The sequence below is a fragment of the Sphingobacterium shayense genome (assembly GCF_013179575.1).
GTDB lineage: Bacteria > Bacteroidota > Bacteroidia > Sphingobacteriales > Sphingobacteriaceae > Sphingobacterium > Sphingobacterium shayense.
This window is the reverse complement of sequence record NZ_JABMCQ010000002.1, coordinates 57,936-73,566: the sequence shown is the minus strand read 5'-3', so window position 1 is coordinate 73,566 and position 15,631 is coordinate 57,936. Positions and strand designations below refer to the sequence as shown.

Below are 15,631 nucleotides of genomic sequence, written 5' to 3'. Positions count from 1 at the left end.
GTACAAAAAATAATCAAAGACATCAAAGTGTATAAAATTTTGGTAATATTTGAGTTATAAATAGATAAACGTGCACGAGATTGAACCTTATTACAATTGGCGCGACGATTATATCGCTGCGGACGACGAACGATCCCCTTTTTATGGGACGATATATAATGAATTTGAATTCGATAAACAGATCTATAATTTCCTTCTGCATCCGCAGTGGGATGAATTCGGTTCGCCAACGCTCTATTTAAAAGTGCTATTTGTCGATTACGATAGAAGATTTACGGTTATTGAGCTTATCGGCGAATGGAATGATGCTATCAATAACGATATCATGGTGTTTAAAAGAGAGCTGATAGACGTGATGACCATTGAAGGAATAGATAAATTTCTTTTAATCGGGGAAAATGTTTTGAATTTTCATGGCTCTGACGACTCTTATTATGAAGAATGGTTTGAAGACACGAGTGAGGGCTGGATCGTTGGGCTGAATTTCCGAGAGCATGTCATCGAAGAATTTAAATCGCTAGGAATCGATTATTATATACATTTCGGAGGACAGCTCAATGAATTTCCATGGCGTACACTAAAGCCAAAACAACTTTACCATCATATTGAAAAGCATGTTAACAACCGATTGGGTAGCGGGTAAACTTAGGAAACACAAAGCGGAAAAGTCGCTCGTTTCATTGTAGATAACGTGATTTTAGCTACCTATCTGTTATATTTTCATTACCTTTGTAATTCGAATAAATACGTTAAATTATGTCATTCAGAATAGAAAAAGACACGATGGGCGAGGTTCAAGTTCCTGCTGATAAATACTGGGGAGCACAAACCGAGCGTTCGCGCAACAACTTTAAAATTGGTCCTGGCGCATCAATGCCAAAAGAAATTATTGAAGGTTTCGCTTATTTGAAAAAAGCTGCTGCTTATGCAAATCATGAATTAGGTGTGCTACCGGTAGAAAAACGTGATGCTATTGCTGCGGTCTGTGATGAGATTCTAGCTGGCAAACTAGACGATCAGTTCCCCCTCGTAATCTGGCAAACAGGTTCAGGGACACAGTCAAACATGAATGTTAACGAAGTGATTGCAAACCGCGCTCAAGTCTTAGCTGGCAACAAAATTGGCGAAGGCGAACCGGTATTGAAAGCAAATGACGATGTTAATAAGTCCCAGTCTTCAAACGACACCTTCCCTACAGGAATGCACATTGCGGCTTATAAGTCGGTCGTGGAAGTAACACTCCCTGGTGTCGAGAAACTACGCGACACTTTACAACGTAAATCGAAAGAATTTATGAATGTTGTAAAAATTGGTCGTACCCATCTCATGGATGCAACACCGCTTACTTTAGGTCAAGAATTATCCGGTTACGTCGCTCAACTGAATTACGGCTTAAAAGCGGTAAGAAACACACTAGCTCACCTTTCAGAACTTGCTTTAGGAGGAACAGCTGTTGGAACCGGTTTAAATACGCCTAGCGGATATGATGTGACTGTCGCGAAACACATTGCTGCATTTACAGGGCTTCCGTTTATTACTGCTGAAAATAAGTTCGAAGCGTTAGCTGCTCATGATGCTATCGTTGAATCGCATGGTGCTTTAAAACAACTTGCTGTTTCTTTAAATAAAATTGCAAACGACATCCGTATGCTCGCATCTGGTCCGCGCTCTGGGATTGGAGAGATAATTATCCCTGAAAATGAACCAGGATCATCAATCATGCCTGGAAAGGTTAACCCTACGCAGTGTGAGGCTTTAACCATGGTTGCAGCTCAGGTTATGGGTAACGATGTCGCAATCACTATTGGCGGTACACAGGGTCATTATGAGCTGAACGTTTTCAAACCAATGATGGCGGCAAATTTTTTACAATCTGCCCGTCTTATTGGTGATGCCTGTATCTCTTTCAATGATCATTGTGCAGAAGGGATTGAACCAAATCACAAACGAATTAAAGAACTAGTTGACAATTCATTGATGTTAGTTACCGCATTAAACACAAAAATCGGTTATTATAAAGCCGCTGAAATTGCGCAAACAGCACATAAAAACAACTCAACTTTAAAAGAAACAGCTATTGAGTTAGGTTATGTTACCGCTGAAGAATTCGATGAGTGGGTGAAACCAGAAGAGATGGTCGGCAGCTTAAAATAGTCAAGTGATAGTATTATCAAAGACAAATATATTAACAAAGACATGTCTATCTGTTTTGGTAGGCGTGCTCTTTCTCACCAATGCCTGTGTACGACATTCTGAGATGCAAACTGAAGGCGCACAGTACTTACAAGGTATTTGGGTACAAGATAGCATCCCGCATCAAGCACAGATGCTGGACTATTCTTTACACAAGTTTAAATTTATTTGTGACTCCGTGTACACAACAATGGATGTCCATGCCAAGACCCAACGTATTCCAGATTCCTGTTACAATAACGGTCAATGGACGGAATATGCGAAAGGCGTGTATGTTATTCGTGGTGATAGCTTAATTGGAGAAGGGGTATACACCAAACCAAACGGAAAATACAAAGCTTCAGGTTGCTATAAAACAGGAACGTACCTACCCAGATACAGGATTGCTTATCACGATGACGATTCCCTTGTTTTGGAGAGTCGCTATGATCAACGTCCAATCGTTTTACGGAAAGTCCAAGCGATCTCTTGCATACCAAAACGGCGATGGGAAGATTAAATTGATTTTTGTTTGACTTTCGTCCTGTTAACAAAACGGGCTTTCAGATTAATGAGAGCCCGTTTTTATTTAGTTAATCAGCTTATTTTCGTCGCTCGCGGACTTAAGCGTGTGTGTCTTCAATTCTGTCTCAGCCTGCAGTAGCTCTTGCTCAACTACTTTACGTTTTTCACGCCCCTCACGCTGTATTTGCAACACTGAATCGATAGTCGAAACAATATCTTGGTTCGCTTTTTTAATAGTTTCTATATCTACAATGCCTCGTTCCGTTTCTTTTGCCACTTTGATGGTCGACTCTTTCAGCATTTCCGAATTACGTCGAAGAAGTTCATTCGTCGCGTCAGTGACAGCTTTCTGCGCCTCAAGAGCACGTTGGGAGTGAGCAATACCAAGGGTTAACACCATTTGATTTTTCCATAAAGGTATGGTGTTTACTAATGAAGACTGTATTTTCTCCATTAAAGCTGAACTATTGTTTTGTATAAGGCGGATTTGTGGAGCAGTCTGGAGCACAACCATCCGGGTTAATTTCAAGTCATGAACTTTTCGTTCAAAGCGGACGACATGTTGCTCCATATCCTTATAGGATTGAATTTTATGTTGATCGCCCGATTCCTCGGCATCTGCCTTTAACTGAGGTAGAGTTGTTGAATGAGCTTCTTCTAACTTTTGTTCACCTGCGGCTATATATAGCGAAAGTTCTTTGAAATAGTTCTGATTCTCCGTAAACAATTTATCGAAGATATTTACATCTTTTGCTAGGTTCTTGTAATGCCCTTCCATCTTAAGCTCAATCTGATGAATGTTTGTTTCCACAGATTGATATTCCGTCCTCATCCGCTTAAGTTTTTTCTTCATATTGTCAAAAAACGGGATCAAAGGTTTTTTATTGAGATTTTCATCAAAGGATTTGATATCCGAACGGAGATTCAGCAATATATCTTCGGCTCCTCCCATATCGCGTGTACGAACCTGCTTAAGAATTTCATTCGAAAAGTTGCTAACTTTTGTCTGGCTCCCGACGCCGAATTGAATAACGTCGGTGGTGGAGGTTAGGTTAATTTTATCTTTATATTGTTGAATAATATTCTTTTCCTCTTGAGTAAAATTTACATCAAGCGCTTTATTTTTATCACCTTGATTATCATCAAATGTTGTCAAGTCTAGGTTAGCCATATTTATTCTTTTAAAAGGTTTCTATTTTTTAATGTTTGGATATAAACATCAGTCTCAGCAGACACATCAAGTATCCCCATTTTAAACTGATTAGTCACCTCCTGCTCTATTGCAACTGCGGCCTTGGAAATTACATTTTCAAGTTTACGCATCGATTCGGAGGTGACATTATTGTACAGCTTTGAATTCTCTATTTCATCATACTTCATGAGGACATTCACCACTGTAGAATGACGAACAAGAAATTTTTCCGCTTCTTGCTTGTCATTTTTTTCCAGCAACTGAAAGAGATGAATAATTTTATCGATATTTTGATGAATAGATTGATTATTGATTTCTTTACGCCAATGAAGTAGCCGTTCTATAAATAATTGTGGTGTATCAAGTGTGGCCTGTGGAAGAACTTGAAGTCGATTCCGCGAAGAAGCTGTCGGAATCCACGCTAACGTGCGAACCTCGCCAAGTTCCAATCGTTGCAAATACGGTTTGGCTCTATTTAAAAGCAAACCATTTCCTATAACATACGAAGTAACAGAACCTACTAAGGTAAGTAGCATCCCTGTCGAGAAGGCGCCAAAGTAGTATACGAAGGATCCAAAGAGAGCCAATTCTATCAGTAGCAACACTATTCCCGAAGCATACCAAGATTTAATCTTACTCTTTTTTGCCTGGGATAACATCACAAAGGGAAATAGGTGTACCGGCAACGGTACAAACATAACAATGGATATAAATGTCCATGTTAGTTTCTGCAGCTCCCAACGTTTTGTTTTTTTTGTAGCAAATCCCATGATGCAATTTAAATATTTTTTACCATTTACATCATAGCCTTCATTAATGTTATTCTATGTAGGCTTCAAAATAACGGTATTTTGACATGTCTTTGCCACAAAGAAATAATCTAGACAGCTACCCCAAGTAAAAAACACAGTTACAGAAGGTCCATGTAATGGAGCAAAAGTTGTTTCCTTTTCATTACCTTTAAAACATGCAACCTATGCCAATACACTATATTTCGGCACTACGCGTTTTAGCGACCTTTATGGTTATTCTAATTCATGCGTCAACCGGTTATCTCAACCATTTCGAATCTGCAAGCTTCAATTGGAATTACGCGAACGTATTAAACAGTTTTTCCCGATTTAGCATTCCTCTTTTTGTAATGATTTCAGGAGCTTTGTTATTAGCCAAGAAAGAAAATCTACTGGTTTTTTACAAGAGAAGGTTGGTTAAGATTTTTATTCCTTTTGTCATATGGACATTAATATATTTGATCTATCATTTCTATCGTTACACGCCCTTCAGCGTGCTTCCTCTTTCGCAAGTAATAGATACTAGTATTCAAAAAATAATGCACGGTTCTAGTGCGCATCTTTGGTTTTTATATATGATTGTCGGACTTTATCTTGCGATTCCTTTTCTTCGGATGATTGTACATCAAGCTAGCCAAAATGAAATTATCCTATTTATATTATTGTGGGCAGCGTCATTACTCGTAATGAATAAAGAGTTTAATAAATATTTACCCACCATCGATTTAACTACTTTCTCTGGATATATGGGATATTTATTTCTCGGATACTTTTTAGCCAAAACCGAATTTAACGGACCGTGGTGGTTCTATCTAGTTTTAGCGATAGCGATAGGGACATTAAATACTTGGGGAACTTTAAATCTGAGTATTAACTTCAGCAAATATACGCCTACCTTTTACGGATACCTAGGAATAAACAACGCAATCCTCGCGGCCGCTGTCTTTCTTCTGTTCAAGGCGATCATCCAAAAACCGTTGCCAAGATGGCTACTAGAAATCGACAGCCACAGCTTTGGAATCTACCTTGTCCATATCATTATTTTGAATGCTATCCACCCACTCGTCACGCTGCCTGTAATTTGGAAAATTCCAGTCGCAACGCTCTCTACTTTAGCTTTATGTTTATTCTTTTGTGTAATTATACGCAAACTTCCGGGGGGAAAATATCTTACCGGTTAAGCATGTTCGAAATCTTGACGTTAAAAAAGCGTCCATAGAAATTTAATGAACGCTTTTTTAATATCACCAATTTCAGATATTATTGTTTTTTATAAACGTACATATCGGCAAGTTCGCTTACTATCTCATTCCCATCCGTGTCGAGATGAATTAATTTATTCTCGCCAACTTTCAGTTTAACGTTTGTATTTTCGGAACTCAAGTGTACCACAGAACCATTTTCGTGCCACATGAACTTACCACTATCTTTATTTATTGTGTTCCGCTCGAGATATTCATTACTAATCGAAAAGCTGCTATCGTTGTTAAGAGTTATTATACTTTTTATACCGGGACAATCCGCACAAGGAAGTGTAGTTTCATATGTACCCGCCCAATCTAAAGAGTTCTCAGAAGTGTGCTCTGAATCGACTTCAGGAGCCATTGTATCCAAAACCGGAGATTCTACTTTGTCAGATGTGGTTGGCTGTCCGCATGAAAATAAGCATACAGAGAATGCAAATAATGGCAATAAAAATTTCATAATAATTGATGTTTTTATAATAAAGTTCCTGTGATCTAATCTTCCCAACGCACCTTTTCTGCGATTGGTGTGCGCACAGGCTCACGTAGTTCACCATCATGGTGCCCCATATAGAACAATCCAATGCATTTTTGGTTTGCTTCCAATTCCAAAAATGAATCAAGGTGATTTATAAGCCCAGGAGTTGCCCAGTACCCTCCAATATTTAATGAATGTGCTGCCAGCCATAAATTTTGTACCGCGCACGAGGTAGCTGCTAATTCCTCCCATTCCGGCAAATCCCCCGAGTAATTGACAATAATAGCTATTGCGACATTAGACATTGTCGCTTTCTTTGCCATATTTTGTTCAGCCAGCTCGCTATATTTTTCAACTGGGGTAATTTCTTTGTAAAGCCGGCTCAGTTCATCACCTAATCTTTGGAGCCCTTTGTTCTGAAAAACAACAAAACGCCATGGTTGTGTACGTTTATGTGTAGGTGCCGCATTCGCAGCCTCCAAAATAAGCGTGATATCATCTTTGCTAACCGGTTGTTCTGTGAAACTTGCTTGATTTACCGTTCTTCTATACTGTATCGCTTTTAATATTTCGTTTGACATATAATGATTGTTTATAATAAATAACTAAGCTCTTTCCTCCCAAATGTTCACGATATGTAAAATCGTCATAACTGCCTTTTCCATATCCTGTTTACTTATCCACTCCATCTTTCCATGAAAGGCGTGACCTCCTGTAAACACATTAGGACACGGAAGCCCCATGAACGAGAGGCGTGACCCGTCGGTACCACCACGTATGCTTCGACGTTCTGCAGAAAGCCCTACCCTGCTAATTGCTTCAAGTCCAATATCCATAATTTGAGGGTGAAGATCTAGTATTTCTTTCATATTACGATACTGCTCGGTGACTTTAAATTCATAACTGGTTCCCGGAAAGTCTTCTAGTGCCTGTTCAATGATTGAACGTAATTCCTTTTCGTGTTGATTTAATTTTTCCGTTTGATGATCGCGAACAATAAATTCAATAACGGCACGATCCACTCCCCCTGACAGTTGTGTAGGATGTACGAATCCTTCCTTCGCTCTTGTGGTTTCAGGAGAAAGTCTTCCCTTTGGCAGGTTATTAATAATGGCAGAAGCTGCTTTTATAGCACTTACCATTTTACCATGAGCAAAACCTGGATGTACAGAGACTCCTTTTATAATCACCTGCACTCCGTCAGCCGAAAAGGTTTCATCTTCAATCGTACCAGCCTTCTCGCCGTCCATTGTATATGCAAATTGAGCACCCAACTTTTTTATATCTACGTGTTTTACCCCCTGACCAATCTCTTCATCCGGCGTGAAAAGGATCTTGGTTTCGCCATGCTTGATCTGCGGGTTACTCAAGAGAATCCGTGTAGCTTCCATGATCTCCGAAACACCTGCTTTGTCATCCGCCCCCAGAAGCGTGGTGCCACTTGCAGTAACCAAATCAGCACCTATCTGATCGCGTAGGTCTAGATGTTCGCTCATACGAATGACAACGCTTGTATCTTCGGGTAATATAATGTCATCTCCTTGATAGTTATGATGAACAATTGGTTTTACATTTCTTCCCGAACAATCTGGAGAAGTATCCACGTGAGAACAAAAGCAAATTACGGGAACATTTTTCTTTTCCGTGTTCGATGGGATTGTTGCATACACATATCCAAACTCGTCCAAGTGAGCATCTTCAATTCCCATTTCTAACAACTCCTGAACAAGAATACGACTCAAATCCTTCTGTTTCTGAGTAGATGGAAATGATGCGGAATAAGGATCAGACTCCGTATCAATCTTGACGTAGCGTAAAAATCGTTCAAGAACTTTGTATTCTTTAAGACTATTAATATAGTTATCAGACATGTTTATTCACTTTAATCGCCCAAAAATAGGAAGATTGCCTTCAATAACCGCAAAAATCAGTAAAATAGACAGTTCTTTGACCCATTTCGATATTTAAAAGAGCAAAAGGATTGCCTTTTGCTCTTTGTAATGACACTTTAAAAAGTAGTCTAGTATGAGATGCAAGCTACACCCTACTTTTGAGCATCAGCCCAACCAAATACCTTTGACAGCAACTCTGTTGAGCGAGCCCCTCCAAAATTATTTCTTATCTTCAATTCTTGATCAGCTACTTTGACAAAAAGACCGTCAATTGCTTTTCCTGTTACGTATGAGGTAAGATTCGGCTCCACCTTTTTCACTAAAGGCAGCTTATTATACGCTATAGACAATTGTTCCCAATAATTTGTTACATTATTAGTCCCCATCGCAGATTCAACAATTGGACTAAATTTCCCTGTCAATTCTTCGATAGTGTTCGTTTTAAAGTAGTTTGTCGCTGCGTTTTTCTCTCCGCTTAATAAAATAGTATATACATCGGAGATCGACATTGTGGAAAGTGAATTCAAAAATACATTTCCTGCCTCACTCACAGCAGTCTCGGCCGCTCTGTTCATACTCGAGATAAACTGATCACAGAGACTTCCCATACCAACAGCACGCAATGTCTTTTCAACCCTCTGCGCTTCCTCTGGCATTAGAATCTTTACTGTCGCATCGCCAAGAAATCCATCTTGAACAGCCAAGGATTTTACGCTAGCTTGTAGCCCATTGCTTAACGCTTGTTTTAGGGCATTTTTCGCCTCTAGTTGTGAAATCTGTCCGGCGTTAGCTACAGTTGTTCCTTGCTTTTGCGTTGTTATATTATCATTAGTAATAGGAGACAACCTTTCCAATGCACCCTTTAATTTTGAATCTATTTGAGCCTGGGTATTTAGAGCGCTCATCAACAAAATCCCGAGAAAATAATATATTAAACCCCTTTTTTTCACTATATTTAATTTCAACAACCCCTTTGTTCGTTCAATCGTCATTCCACAATTACCATTCTAACACACCTATCACAGGGAAGTGATCGGAAGGAAATTTACCCATATAAGTATCTGTCAATATTCCATATTTATGAACCTTGAATGGCTTGGTGATAAATATATGATCTATACGTCCACGTTGTTCGATTCGTTTACCCCAAGCATTAAAACTCGAGTTTGGTTCATATACAATTGTCGCAAGATCATAGATATCCTTAACAACGCCGCTTTTGGCCAATGTGAAATAGGCGTCATTGTTTTCATCGATATTAAAGTCCCCCGTGAGGATCAATGGCAAACCTTTCGCAAATTCAGTCGCTTTATTCAAGATAAGCTTCGCACTCTCTCGACGAGCCTCGATTCCCACATGATCAAAATGAGTATTCATAAAAATAAACTGTTTGCCATTTTCTAAATCCTGAAAAACGCCCCATGTACAGATCCGTGGAAGTGCCGCATCCCAACCCTTATTAGGTTGCTCTGTATCAGTTGCCGAAAGCCAAAACGTCCCATTTTTAATTGCTTTAAACCGCTTTGTATTAAAGAATATCGCTGAGTGCTCTCCTTTTTTTGCACCATCGTCACGGCCTACACCAACATAAGAAAATTCGGGTAAAAATCCCTTCATATCATCAATTTGTTCACGAAAAGCTTCCTGCACACCAAAAATTTCAAATTCATGAAATTTAATCAGGCCGGTAACCGCCGATTTCCGGTCATCCCAAAGATTCCCCGTGTCAGCATCTGTTTTCATACGAATATTAAATGTCGCAACCCTTAACTCTTGTGCACGAACGCCGATGAACCCTAAAGTCAGTATAATCGCTACTAATATCTTTTTCATGTTAAATAGCTTACTTTTTTTCTTTTACAGTGCGTAACAGTTCAGGTTGATCGGTTGTAATATAATCAACGTTCTCTCCTAAGAAAAAAATCATATCAGCTTCTGTATTTACAGTCCAAACATTCGTTTTCAATTTAAGATCTTTCGCTTCTTTAATCCAAGTAGGATGTTTCTTCAAAACGGAGAGATTATAATCAAAACCATCAAATTTAGCGTCTTTCAATTCTTTCGGACTTTTGTCACCATTTAAGTAATGAATCTTTGCTTTTTTGTCGAGTTCTCGTAGACGTACACAAGCATCGTAACTAAACGCGATATATTCTACAGCGTTTTTCGCTTTGAGCTCTTTGACTGTCGCGATTGCAAGATCCGCAGCCTTTAAAGTTCGTTCCGTTCCAAGTTTATTGGTTTTCAGCTCCAATACCAATTTCACGTCTTTTTGTTTAAGACCTTCTTTCAAATATTCCGTAAGCGTAGGGATTTTCTCTCCATTAGGATGCTTCTTTGTTAATAACTCTTCATAGGTCGATGTCGCAATATCAATACCATAAAAATCGTTATCGTGGTTAATCACCAACACATCGTCTTTTGTCAAATGCACATCGAATTCTGACCCCCATAGTTTCTGTTCAACAGCAGCGTTCAACGACGCGATTGAGTTCTGTGGCAGATTCGTATTTTTCCATACACCACGATGAGCAATAATTTGCGTTTGAGCAAAAGATGCGAAACTTACCGCCGACAACAGCGTAAGCATAACAAGTGTTTTGTTTTTCATTTTACTGCAGTTATAATTTATTACCGTCTATTTCCATAAACCGGAGCTTCTTGATATATTCGGGTTGATTTTACGTAACGAATATACCAAAAATGGATTAACATAATATTAAATTACAATCTGCCGTCCCATTCGTTATAGAATTGTTGCAAAAATGATTCCATATACTCATGGCGTTTTGCTGCGATACGCTTACCTGTGGAGGTATTCATTTTATCTCTCAACAGCAATAATTTTTCGTAAAAATGATTAATAGTCGGCGCTGTGGAACTTTTATATTGTTCCTTGTCCAATTGAGTTTCGGGAGGAATTGTAGGGTTATAAATTTCACGGTTTTTAAATCCCCCATAATTAAAAGCACGAGCAATACCAATTGCCCCCATAGCGTCCAGCCGATCAGCATCTTGAACGACTTCTAGTTCTTTAGAATTAAATATGACGTCACCTAATGAGGCTTTGTAAGACATGTTCAATATTATATTTTGAACATGTTCGATAATAACGGGCTTTACTCCTATGCTCTCTAGAAACTCGCCCGCTATACGCGGCCCAATACTTTCATCGCCATTGTGAAATTTACTATCAGCTATGTCATGTAACAAAGCCGTAAGCTCACAAACCACAGCATCAGCATCTTCAGTTTCCAGAATAAGCCTAGTGTTATTCCAAACCCGTTCAATGTGCCACCAGTCATGACCTGATTCAGCACCTTCTAAACGAGCGCGCACAAAAGCAGCCGTTTGATCGATTAAATGTTGCATATTAAGTACGGTCTTTTGACCCGTCGTACAATTCGTATTGTAACAATCTACAGTCTAGTTTACCATTGAAGAATTCGAAACGGCGAGAAGCCCGTAAGCCAATTTTCTTTGCAAGGTCCGGGTTTCCCGTAAATATATAGCCACGATATTCTTTACAATCTTGCTTTAAAAAATCGCCAATACGTTTATATGTCACTTCGAGTTTGTTATGCACACCTAAGCGTTCACCGTATTCTGGGTTAAACATAATAACGCCTGGGCTATCAGGTATACTCGTATTTGCAAAATCACAAGTTTCAAAGGTAATTAAATGTTCAACTCCAGCTGTCTTCGCATTCTGTATTGAAATATCAATCGCTTCTTCAGAGATATCAGAAGCAATAATTTCGGGCAAGTTGGTCTTATCCGTAATTTCTTTTAGTACACGCCTCTCTTCAAAAAACACCTCTTCGTTATAACCGATAAAATGCATGAAGGAATAATTCATACGTTGAAGTCCTGGCCTCCGATTTTGCGCAATCAGCGCTGCCTCAATCGCAAGTGTACCAGATCCACACATCGGATTTACAAACGGGCTCTTTCCATCCCATTTTGTAGCCAAAATCGTTGAGGTAGCTAGTGCCTCCAACATTGGGGCCTTTCCCGGATGTTTCCGATACCCGTGTTTGGCTAGTGTCTCTCCCGAAGTATCAAGAAATATTTCTGCCCGGTCTTCCATCCAATGTAAATGAACGACAGCACGATTAAGTTCCGGTCCGGTGTTCGGACGCACTCCCTTTTTTTCTTTAATCCGATCAACAATCGCATCCTTAACTTTGACGTTTGCAAACAAAGGAGTTGTTATAGTTTCGTTATGTACATTAGAAGTCACCGAAAAATAGCCATCGAAAGGCAAAAGTTCCTCCCATGGAATCATTACTAAATTTTTATAAAGCTCATTTGCATCGGCTGCTTTAAACGATTTAATCTCGTACAATACTTGACTCGCAACACGAAGATTCAAATTCAGTTTAATACAGTCATTAACAGATACTTTTAACTCTAAACCAGTGTTAAATAAACGTACAACATTAAAACCAAGATCTTTTACCTCCTGCTCTAAAAAAGGAGATAGACGTCTGTTACAGGTAATGATAACCTTACGGGGGGTGTTGAAAACTTCCATCATATTTTTCCAAAGTTACTTATTCTGCTTAGCAAAAAATGCTTAATTTTACAGTTTAATTAGTTTTGATATGGAAATAAGAGGAAAAGTTCATGAGATAGGCGCTACGCAACAAGTTACTGAATCTTTCAAAAAGAGAGACTTAATTGTTGCATACGCTGAAAACCCACAATTTGTAGAGTACATCCGTTTTGAGGCCACTCAAGATCGTGTTAATATATTTGACAACCTATCTGTAGGGGAAGAAATTGAAATCTCTTTTAATTTAAGAGGTCGCCCATGGACAAACAAGGAAGGTGTCACAACTTATTTCAACTCATTAGTTGCCTGGCGTGTTACTAAACTTGCAGGAACGGCTCAGACAGCACCTACACCAGGGTATGCAGACATGCCCCCTGTAGACATATCGTCTTCTGGCTCAGATGACGATGATTTACCTTTTTAAATCACGTTAACAAATATAGCTTCCTAAAGAAGTTATTAGGACAGTCATACACGGAGTCTAATTTCTCCAACTATAAAACCCCTGACTATATTGGCAGGGGTTTTAATTTTTGATATCGAAATTTTAATAGTCAACATCAAGCGTAAGCTATTATCTAATATTCGAAATGAGGATTTACATTTACTAAAAAAACAGATTTGACTTTAGAACCGTTCTTTTCCGCGGGCGAAAAAAGAACGGCCTGACGCACTTGTTCTTTCAGCGACACCTTATAATATTTAAAGGAAGCCAATTCTAAAGACTTCCGCGTCGTCGCATCGTATATATCGAAAGAGACATCCGATACAGATCCGTCAGAATTCACCAAATATTGGAATATTACGTTAATATTGTCCCTAGCTATCCTCAGAGAATCAACTTTGTCCCAAAAACATTCATCGATCAGTCCCTTATGTACCAGATTTAATTCCTTTAAAGGATGGGGCTCTTTGGTGACGCCTTCATTTCGATAATAAACTTTGGTAAAAAGACACCTAAACTCTAACTGACTTAACTCATTTCCATTAAGTTTTGAATAGTACTTTACAGATCTACGCTTTAGCTTGGTTTCTTTCAACCTTCGTGTTAGAGGATCAATTTTAAGATTATAAAACTCGTCTTCATATTTATAAAACCGATTAAGCGTCTTTAAAAATAAAGAATCATTTCGAATAACCCCCACGAATACGCCTGATCCAATTTCTTTTTCCTGTTCGCAATTTAAGTTTATGTATGTTTTAACGTTCTTTTTATGAAAAATTACAATGGGATACTCGATTCGAATAATGTAAAGGATAGAATCGAGATTAGAAAAATAAGAGCTTTCCTCAAATCCAAACATTTTCTGATAAGCTTCTATAGAGTCATATTGATCATTCGCTATAACTAGTTTTTTGATATACTCTGTTGACCTGACATTTCCATATCGAAGACGTTCGGGCGCTTTCCAACTTACCCGATCTTTGGATAATGGCTGCTCGATTTGACCATAGCAAGAAAAAGAACTAAAATTAATTATGCCTCCAATTATAAACAGAAGAATTAGCCCTTTCATCAGATAGGGGTTATTCGGGGAAGACAATTTCAATGTTCCCTTCCGTCCCACTCCACTTTGGGCCGACTTGAAGTATCTTAACGATCTCTTTATAAATATCCGAATCTGAATCTACCTGCGGCTGAATATCATATGGAACACCCTTGGCATTGACTTTAAAGAGAATTTGCAAACGTCTATTTTCGTTCAGCCCTGAATAATTCTGCGATATAAATTCAGAGATTTCATCCCACCCCCCTAGTGGAACAGCATCAGAACCAGCCAAGGGTACAACGGACGTGCGCTGTAGGAAATCATCCATTAACAAAACCTCTGTTTCACTATTTGAAGACTGACTAGGTAAATAACGTAACATTAGTAGCGTACAAACCGCTACAAACATCACCGCTGCAGTTAGCGCAATAGCTAAACGCTGTCCGCTGAAATAAAATCGGTTTTTCTGCTCTCGGTCAGCAGCAATACGGCGTTCGAGTCGTTGCTGTAATAGGCTCAAGGATTTCGCATCGACCCCTTGTTGCAATTTGTATCCTTCAATAGCATCCTGTAAAAACGGATCGTTCAGGGCTTCCCGTTCCAAAGTATGCATATCTTCCTTATTCATCAAACCCTGAACGTAATTATGAATCCTCGACAACTGATAATTATTTTCCATTGTTCTTTTTCTCCATACAGATTTTCAGATTACGCTTCCCATTTTGGATCGAACTTTTAACCTGATTTAAGTCAATATTTAATTTCTCATGAATGTCCTTATAACACATCTGTTCCAAGTAAAACAAACGAATACAAATTGCTTGAACCTCTGGTAGACGGGATAAGCAGAGCTCCATTTTTTCAAAATCAGACTCCTCCCACCGAACGTAGTCATCCACATTCAACACCGCTTCGCTCTCTACGGTATGCTCATCGATATCTACATTAGTTTTTCCTTTATTTTTACGCAATTCCATCAAACAATAGTTGCGCGCAAAAACATAGAGCCAGCTTTTAAAATTTTCGACTTCATGTACTCTCAACTTTTTAACGAGCTGCTCAAAAATCTGCATAACGGCGTCTTGACTCGCATCTCGGTCTTGAAGATATTTAAAACAAACGCCGTATAGTAACGACATATATGGCGAGAACAACTTCCCTAATACATCCACATCTCCAGTGCTTTTATATTGTACTAATAGTTCTCTTTCAGCCATAATCACCTTATATTAATGATGCTTTATTTTTCAGAAATCCATAAAGGAACGTCAAATTCAAGAATGAAAATC

Annotated in this window: 18 protein-coding genes; 5 read left to right on the top strand and 13 right to left on the bottom strand. The window is 38.8% G+C overall.

The features are described 5' to 3' along the window. Positions 1-70 precede the first annotated feature (70 nt). From HP439_RS00780 to HP439_RS00770, 3 genes are all read left to right on the top strand, one after another. On the top strand, positions 71-643 hold the full coding sequence (locus HP439_RS00780; protein ID WP_172388431.1) for a hypothetical protein: 573 nt from the start codon (positions 71-73) through the stop codon (positions 641-643). A 113-nt stretch (positions 644-756) separates the two neighbouring features. Beyond that, the gene (gene fumC / locus HP439_RS00775; protein WP_172388430.1) at positions 757-2,154 is read left to right on the top strand and encodes a class II fumarate hydratase; all 1,398 of its coding nucleotides are present in this window, start codon (positions 757-759) and stop codon (positions 2,152-2,154) included. A 4-nt stretch (positions 2,155-2,158) separates the two neighbouring features. Beyond that, complete coding sequence (locus HP439_RS00770) at positions 2,159-2,692, top strand: fumarate hydratase (RefSeq protein WP_172388429.1); 534 nt, start codon at positions 2,159-2,161, stop codon at positions 2,690-2,692. 69 nt (positions 2,693-2,761) lie between these two features. Here the strand turns inward: HP439_RS00770 and HP439_RS00765 are convergent, their stop codons facing one another. Together HP439_RS00765 and HP439_RS00760 are read right to left on the bottom strand one after the other, a co-directional pair. Then, positions 2,762-3,868 (bottom strand): toxic anion resistance protein, encoded by a 1,107-nt coding sequence (locus HP439_RS00765; RefSeq protein WP_172388427.1) that lies wholly within the window; start codon positions 3,866-3,868, stop codon positions 2,762-2,764. A gap of 2 nt (positions 3,869-3,870) precedes the next feature. Then, positions 3,871-4,659 (bottom strand): hypothetical protein, encoded by a 789-nt coding sequence (locus HP439_RS00760; protein WP_172388426.1) that lies wholly within the window; start codon positions 4,657-4,659, stop codon positions 3,871-3,873. Between the two features lie 206 nt (positions 4,660-4,865). Here HP439_RS00760 and HP439_RS00755 point away from each other — a divergent pair, with 206 nt between their 5' ends. Continuing rightward, positions 4,866-5,861 (top strand): acyltransferase, encoded by a 996-nt coding sequence (locus HP439_RS00755; RefSeq protein ID WP_172388424.1) that lies wholly within the window; start codon positions 4,866-4,868, stop codon positions 5,859-5,861. Positions 5,862-5,940: 79 nt separating this feature from the next. On the opposite strand, the gene HP439_RS00750 is transcribed toward HP439_RS00755, so the two are convergent. From HP439_RS00750 to HP439_RS00715, 8 genes are all read right to left on the bottom strand, one after another. Further along, on the bottom strand, positions 5,941-6,384 hold the full coding sequence (locus HP439_RS00750; RefSeq protein ID WP_172388422.1) for a copper resistance protein NlpE: 444 nt from the start codon (positions 6,382-6,384) through the stop codon (positions 5,941-5,943). Positions 6,385-6,419: 35 nt separating this feature from the next. Further along, positions 6,420-6,983 carry a nitroreductase family protein gene (locus tag HP439_RS00745; RefSeq protein WP_172388420.1) on the bottom strand — a complete coding sequence of 188 codons (564 nt, stop codon included), beginning with the start codon at positions 6,981-6,983 and terminating at the stop codon, positions 6,420-6,422. A gap of 24 nt (positions 6,984-7,007) precedes the next feature. After that, a complete protein-coding gene (gene pepT, locus HP439_RS00740) occupies positions 7,008-8,273 on the bottom strand; it encodes a peptidase T (protein WP_172388419.1) in 1,266 nt (421 codons plus the stop codon). A 173-nt stretch (positions 8,274-8,446) separates the two neighbouring features. Continuing rightward, positions 8,447-9,244 carry a DUF4197 family protein gene (locus tag HP439_RS00735; RefSeq protein WP_172388418.1) on the bottom strand — a complete coding sequence of 266 codons (798 nt, stop codon included), beginning with the start codon at positions 9,242-9,244 and terminating at the stop codon, positions 8,447-8,449. 49 nt (positions 9,245-9,293) lie between these two features. Further along, the gene (locus tag HP439_RS00730; RefSeq protein ID WP_172388417.1) at positions 9,294-10,127 is read right to left on the bottom strand and encodes an endonuclease/exonuclease/phosphatase family protein; all 834 of its coding nucleotides are present in this window, start codon (positions 10,125-10,127) and stop codon (positions 9,294-9,296) included. A 10-nt stretch (positions 10,128-10,137) separates the two neighbouring features. After that, positions 10,138-10,905, bottom strand: a complete 768-nt coding sequence (locus tag HP439_RS00725; protein WP_172388416.1) for a glycerophosphodiester phosphodiesterase family protein — start codon at positions 10,903-10,905, stop codon at positions 10,138-10,140. 113 nt (positions 10,906-11,018) lie between these two features. After that, positions 11,019-11,666 carry an HD domain-containing protein gene (locus HP439_RS00720; RefSeq protein WP_172388415.1) on the bottom strand — a complete coding sequence of 216 codons (648 nt, stop codon included), beginning with the start codon at positions 11,664-11,666 and terminating at the stop codon, positions 11,019-11,021. A gap of 1 nt (position 11,667) precedes the next feature. After that, entirely contained in the window at positions 11,668-12,831 is a 1,164-nt protein-coding gene (locus tag HP439_RS00715) for a THUMP domain-containing class I SAM-dependent RNA methyltransferase (RefSeq protein WP_172388444.1), read from the bottom strand. Between the two features lie 70 nt (positions 12,832-12,901). Between HP439_RS00715 and HP439_RS00710 the strand changes: the two genes are divergently transcribed. Beyond that, the gene (locus HP439_RS00710; RefSeq protein ID WP_172388414.1) at positions 12,902-13,276 is read left to right on the top strand and encodes a DUF3127 domain-containing protein; all 375 of its coding nucleotides are present in this window, start codon (positions 12,902-12,904) and stop codon (positions 13,274-13,276) included. Between the two features lie 154 nt (positions 13,277-13,430). Here the strand turns inward: HP439_RS00710 and HP439_RS00705 are convergent, their stop codons facing one another. Genes HP439_RS00705 through HP439_RS00695 form a run of 3 tightly spaced genes read right to left on the bottom strand, consistent with a single transcriptional unit; the run spans position 13,431 to position 15,559 of the window. Beyond that, positions 13,431-14,369 (bottom strand): hypothetical protein, encoded by a 939-nt coding sequence (locus HP439_RS00705; RefSeq protein WP_172388413.1) that lies wholly within the window; start codon positions 14,367-14,369, stop codon positions 13,431-13,433. A 10-nt stretch (positions 14,370-14,379) separates the two neighbouring features. Beyond that, the gene (locus HP439_RS00700; RefSeq protein WP_172388412.1) at positions 14,380-15,021 is read right to left on the bottom strand and encodes a hypothetical protein; all 642 of its coding nucleotides are present in this window, start codon (positions 15,019-15,021) and stop codon (positions 14,380-14,382) included. Beyond that, positions 15,011-15,559, bottom strand: coding sequence for an RNA polymerase sigma factor (locus tag HP439_RS00695; RefSeq protein WP_172388411.1), 549 nt, complete (start codon positions 15,557-15,559; stop codon positions 15,011-15,013). The genes HP439_RS00700 and HP439_RS00695 overlap by 11 nt, the downstream gene beginning before the upstream one ends. Positions 15,560-15,631 lie beyond the last annotated feature (72 nt).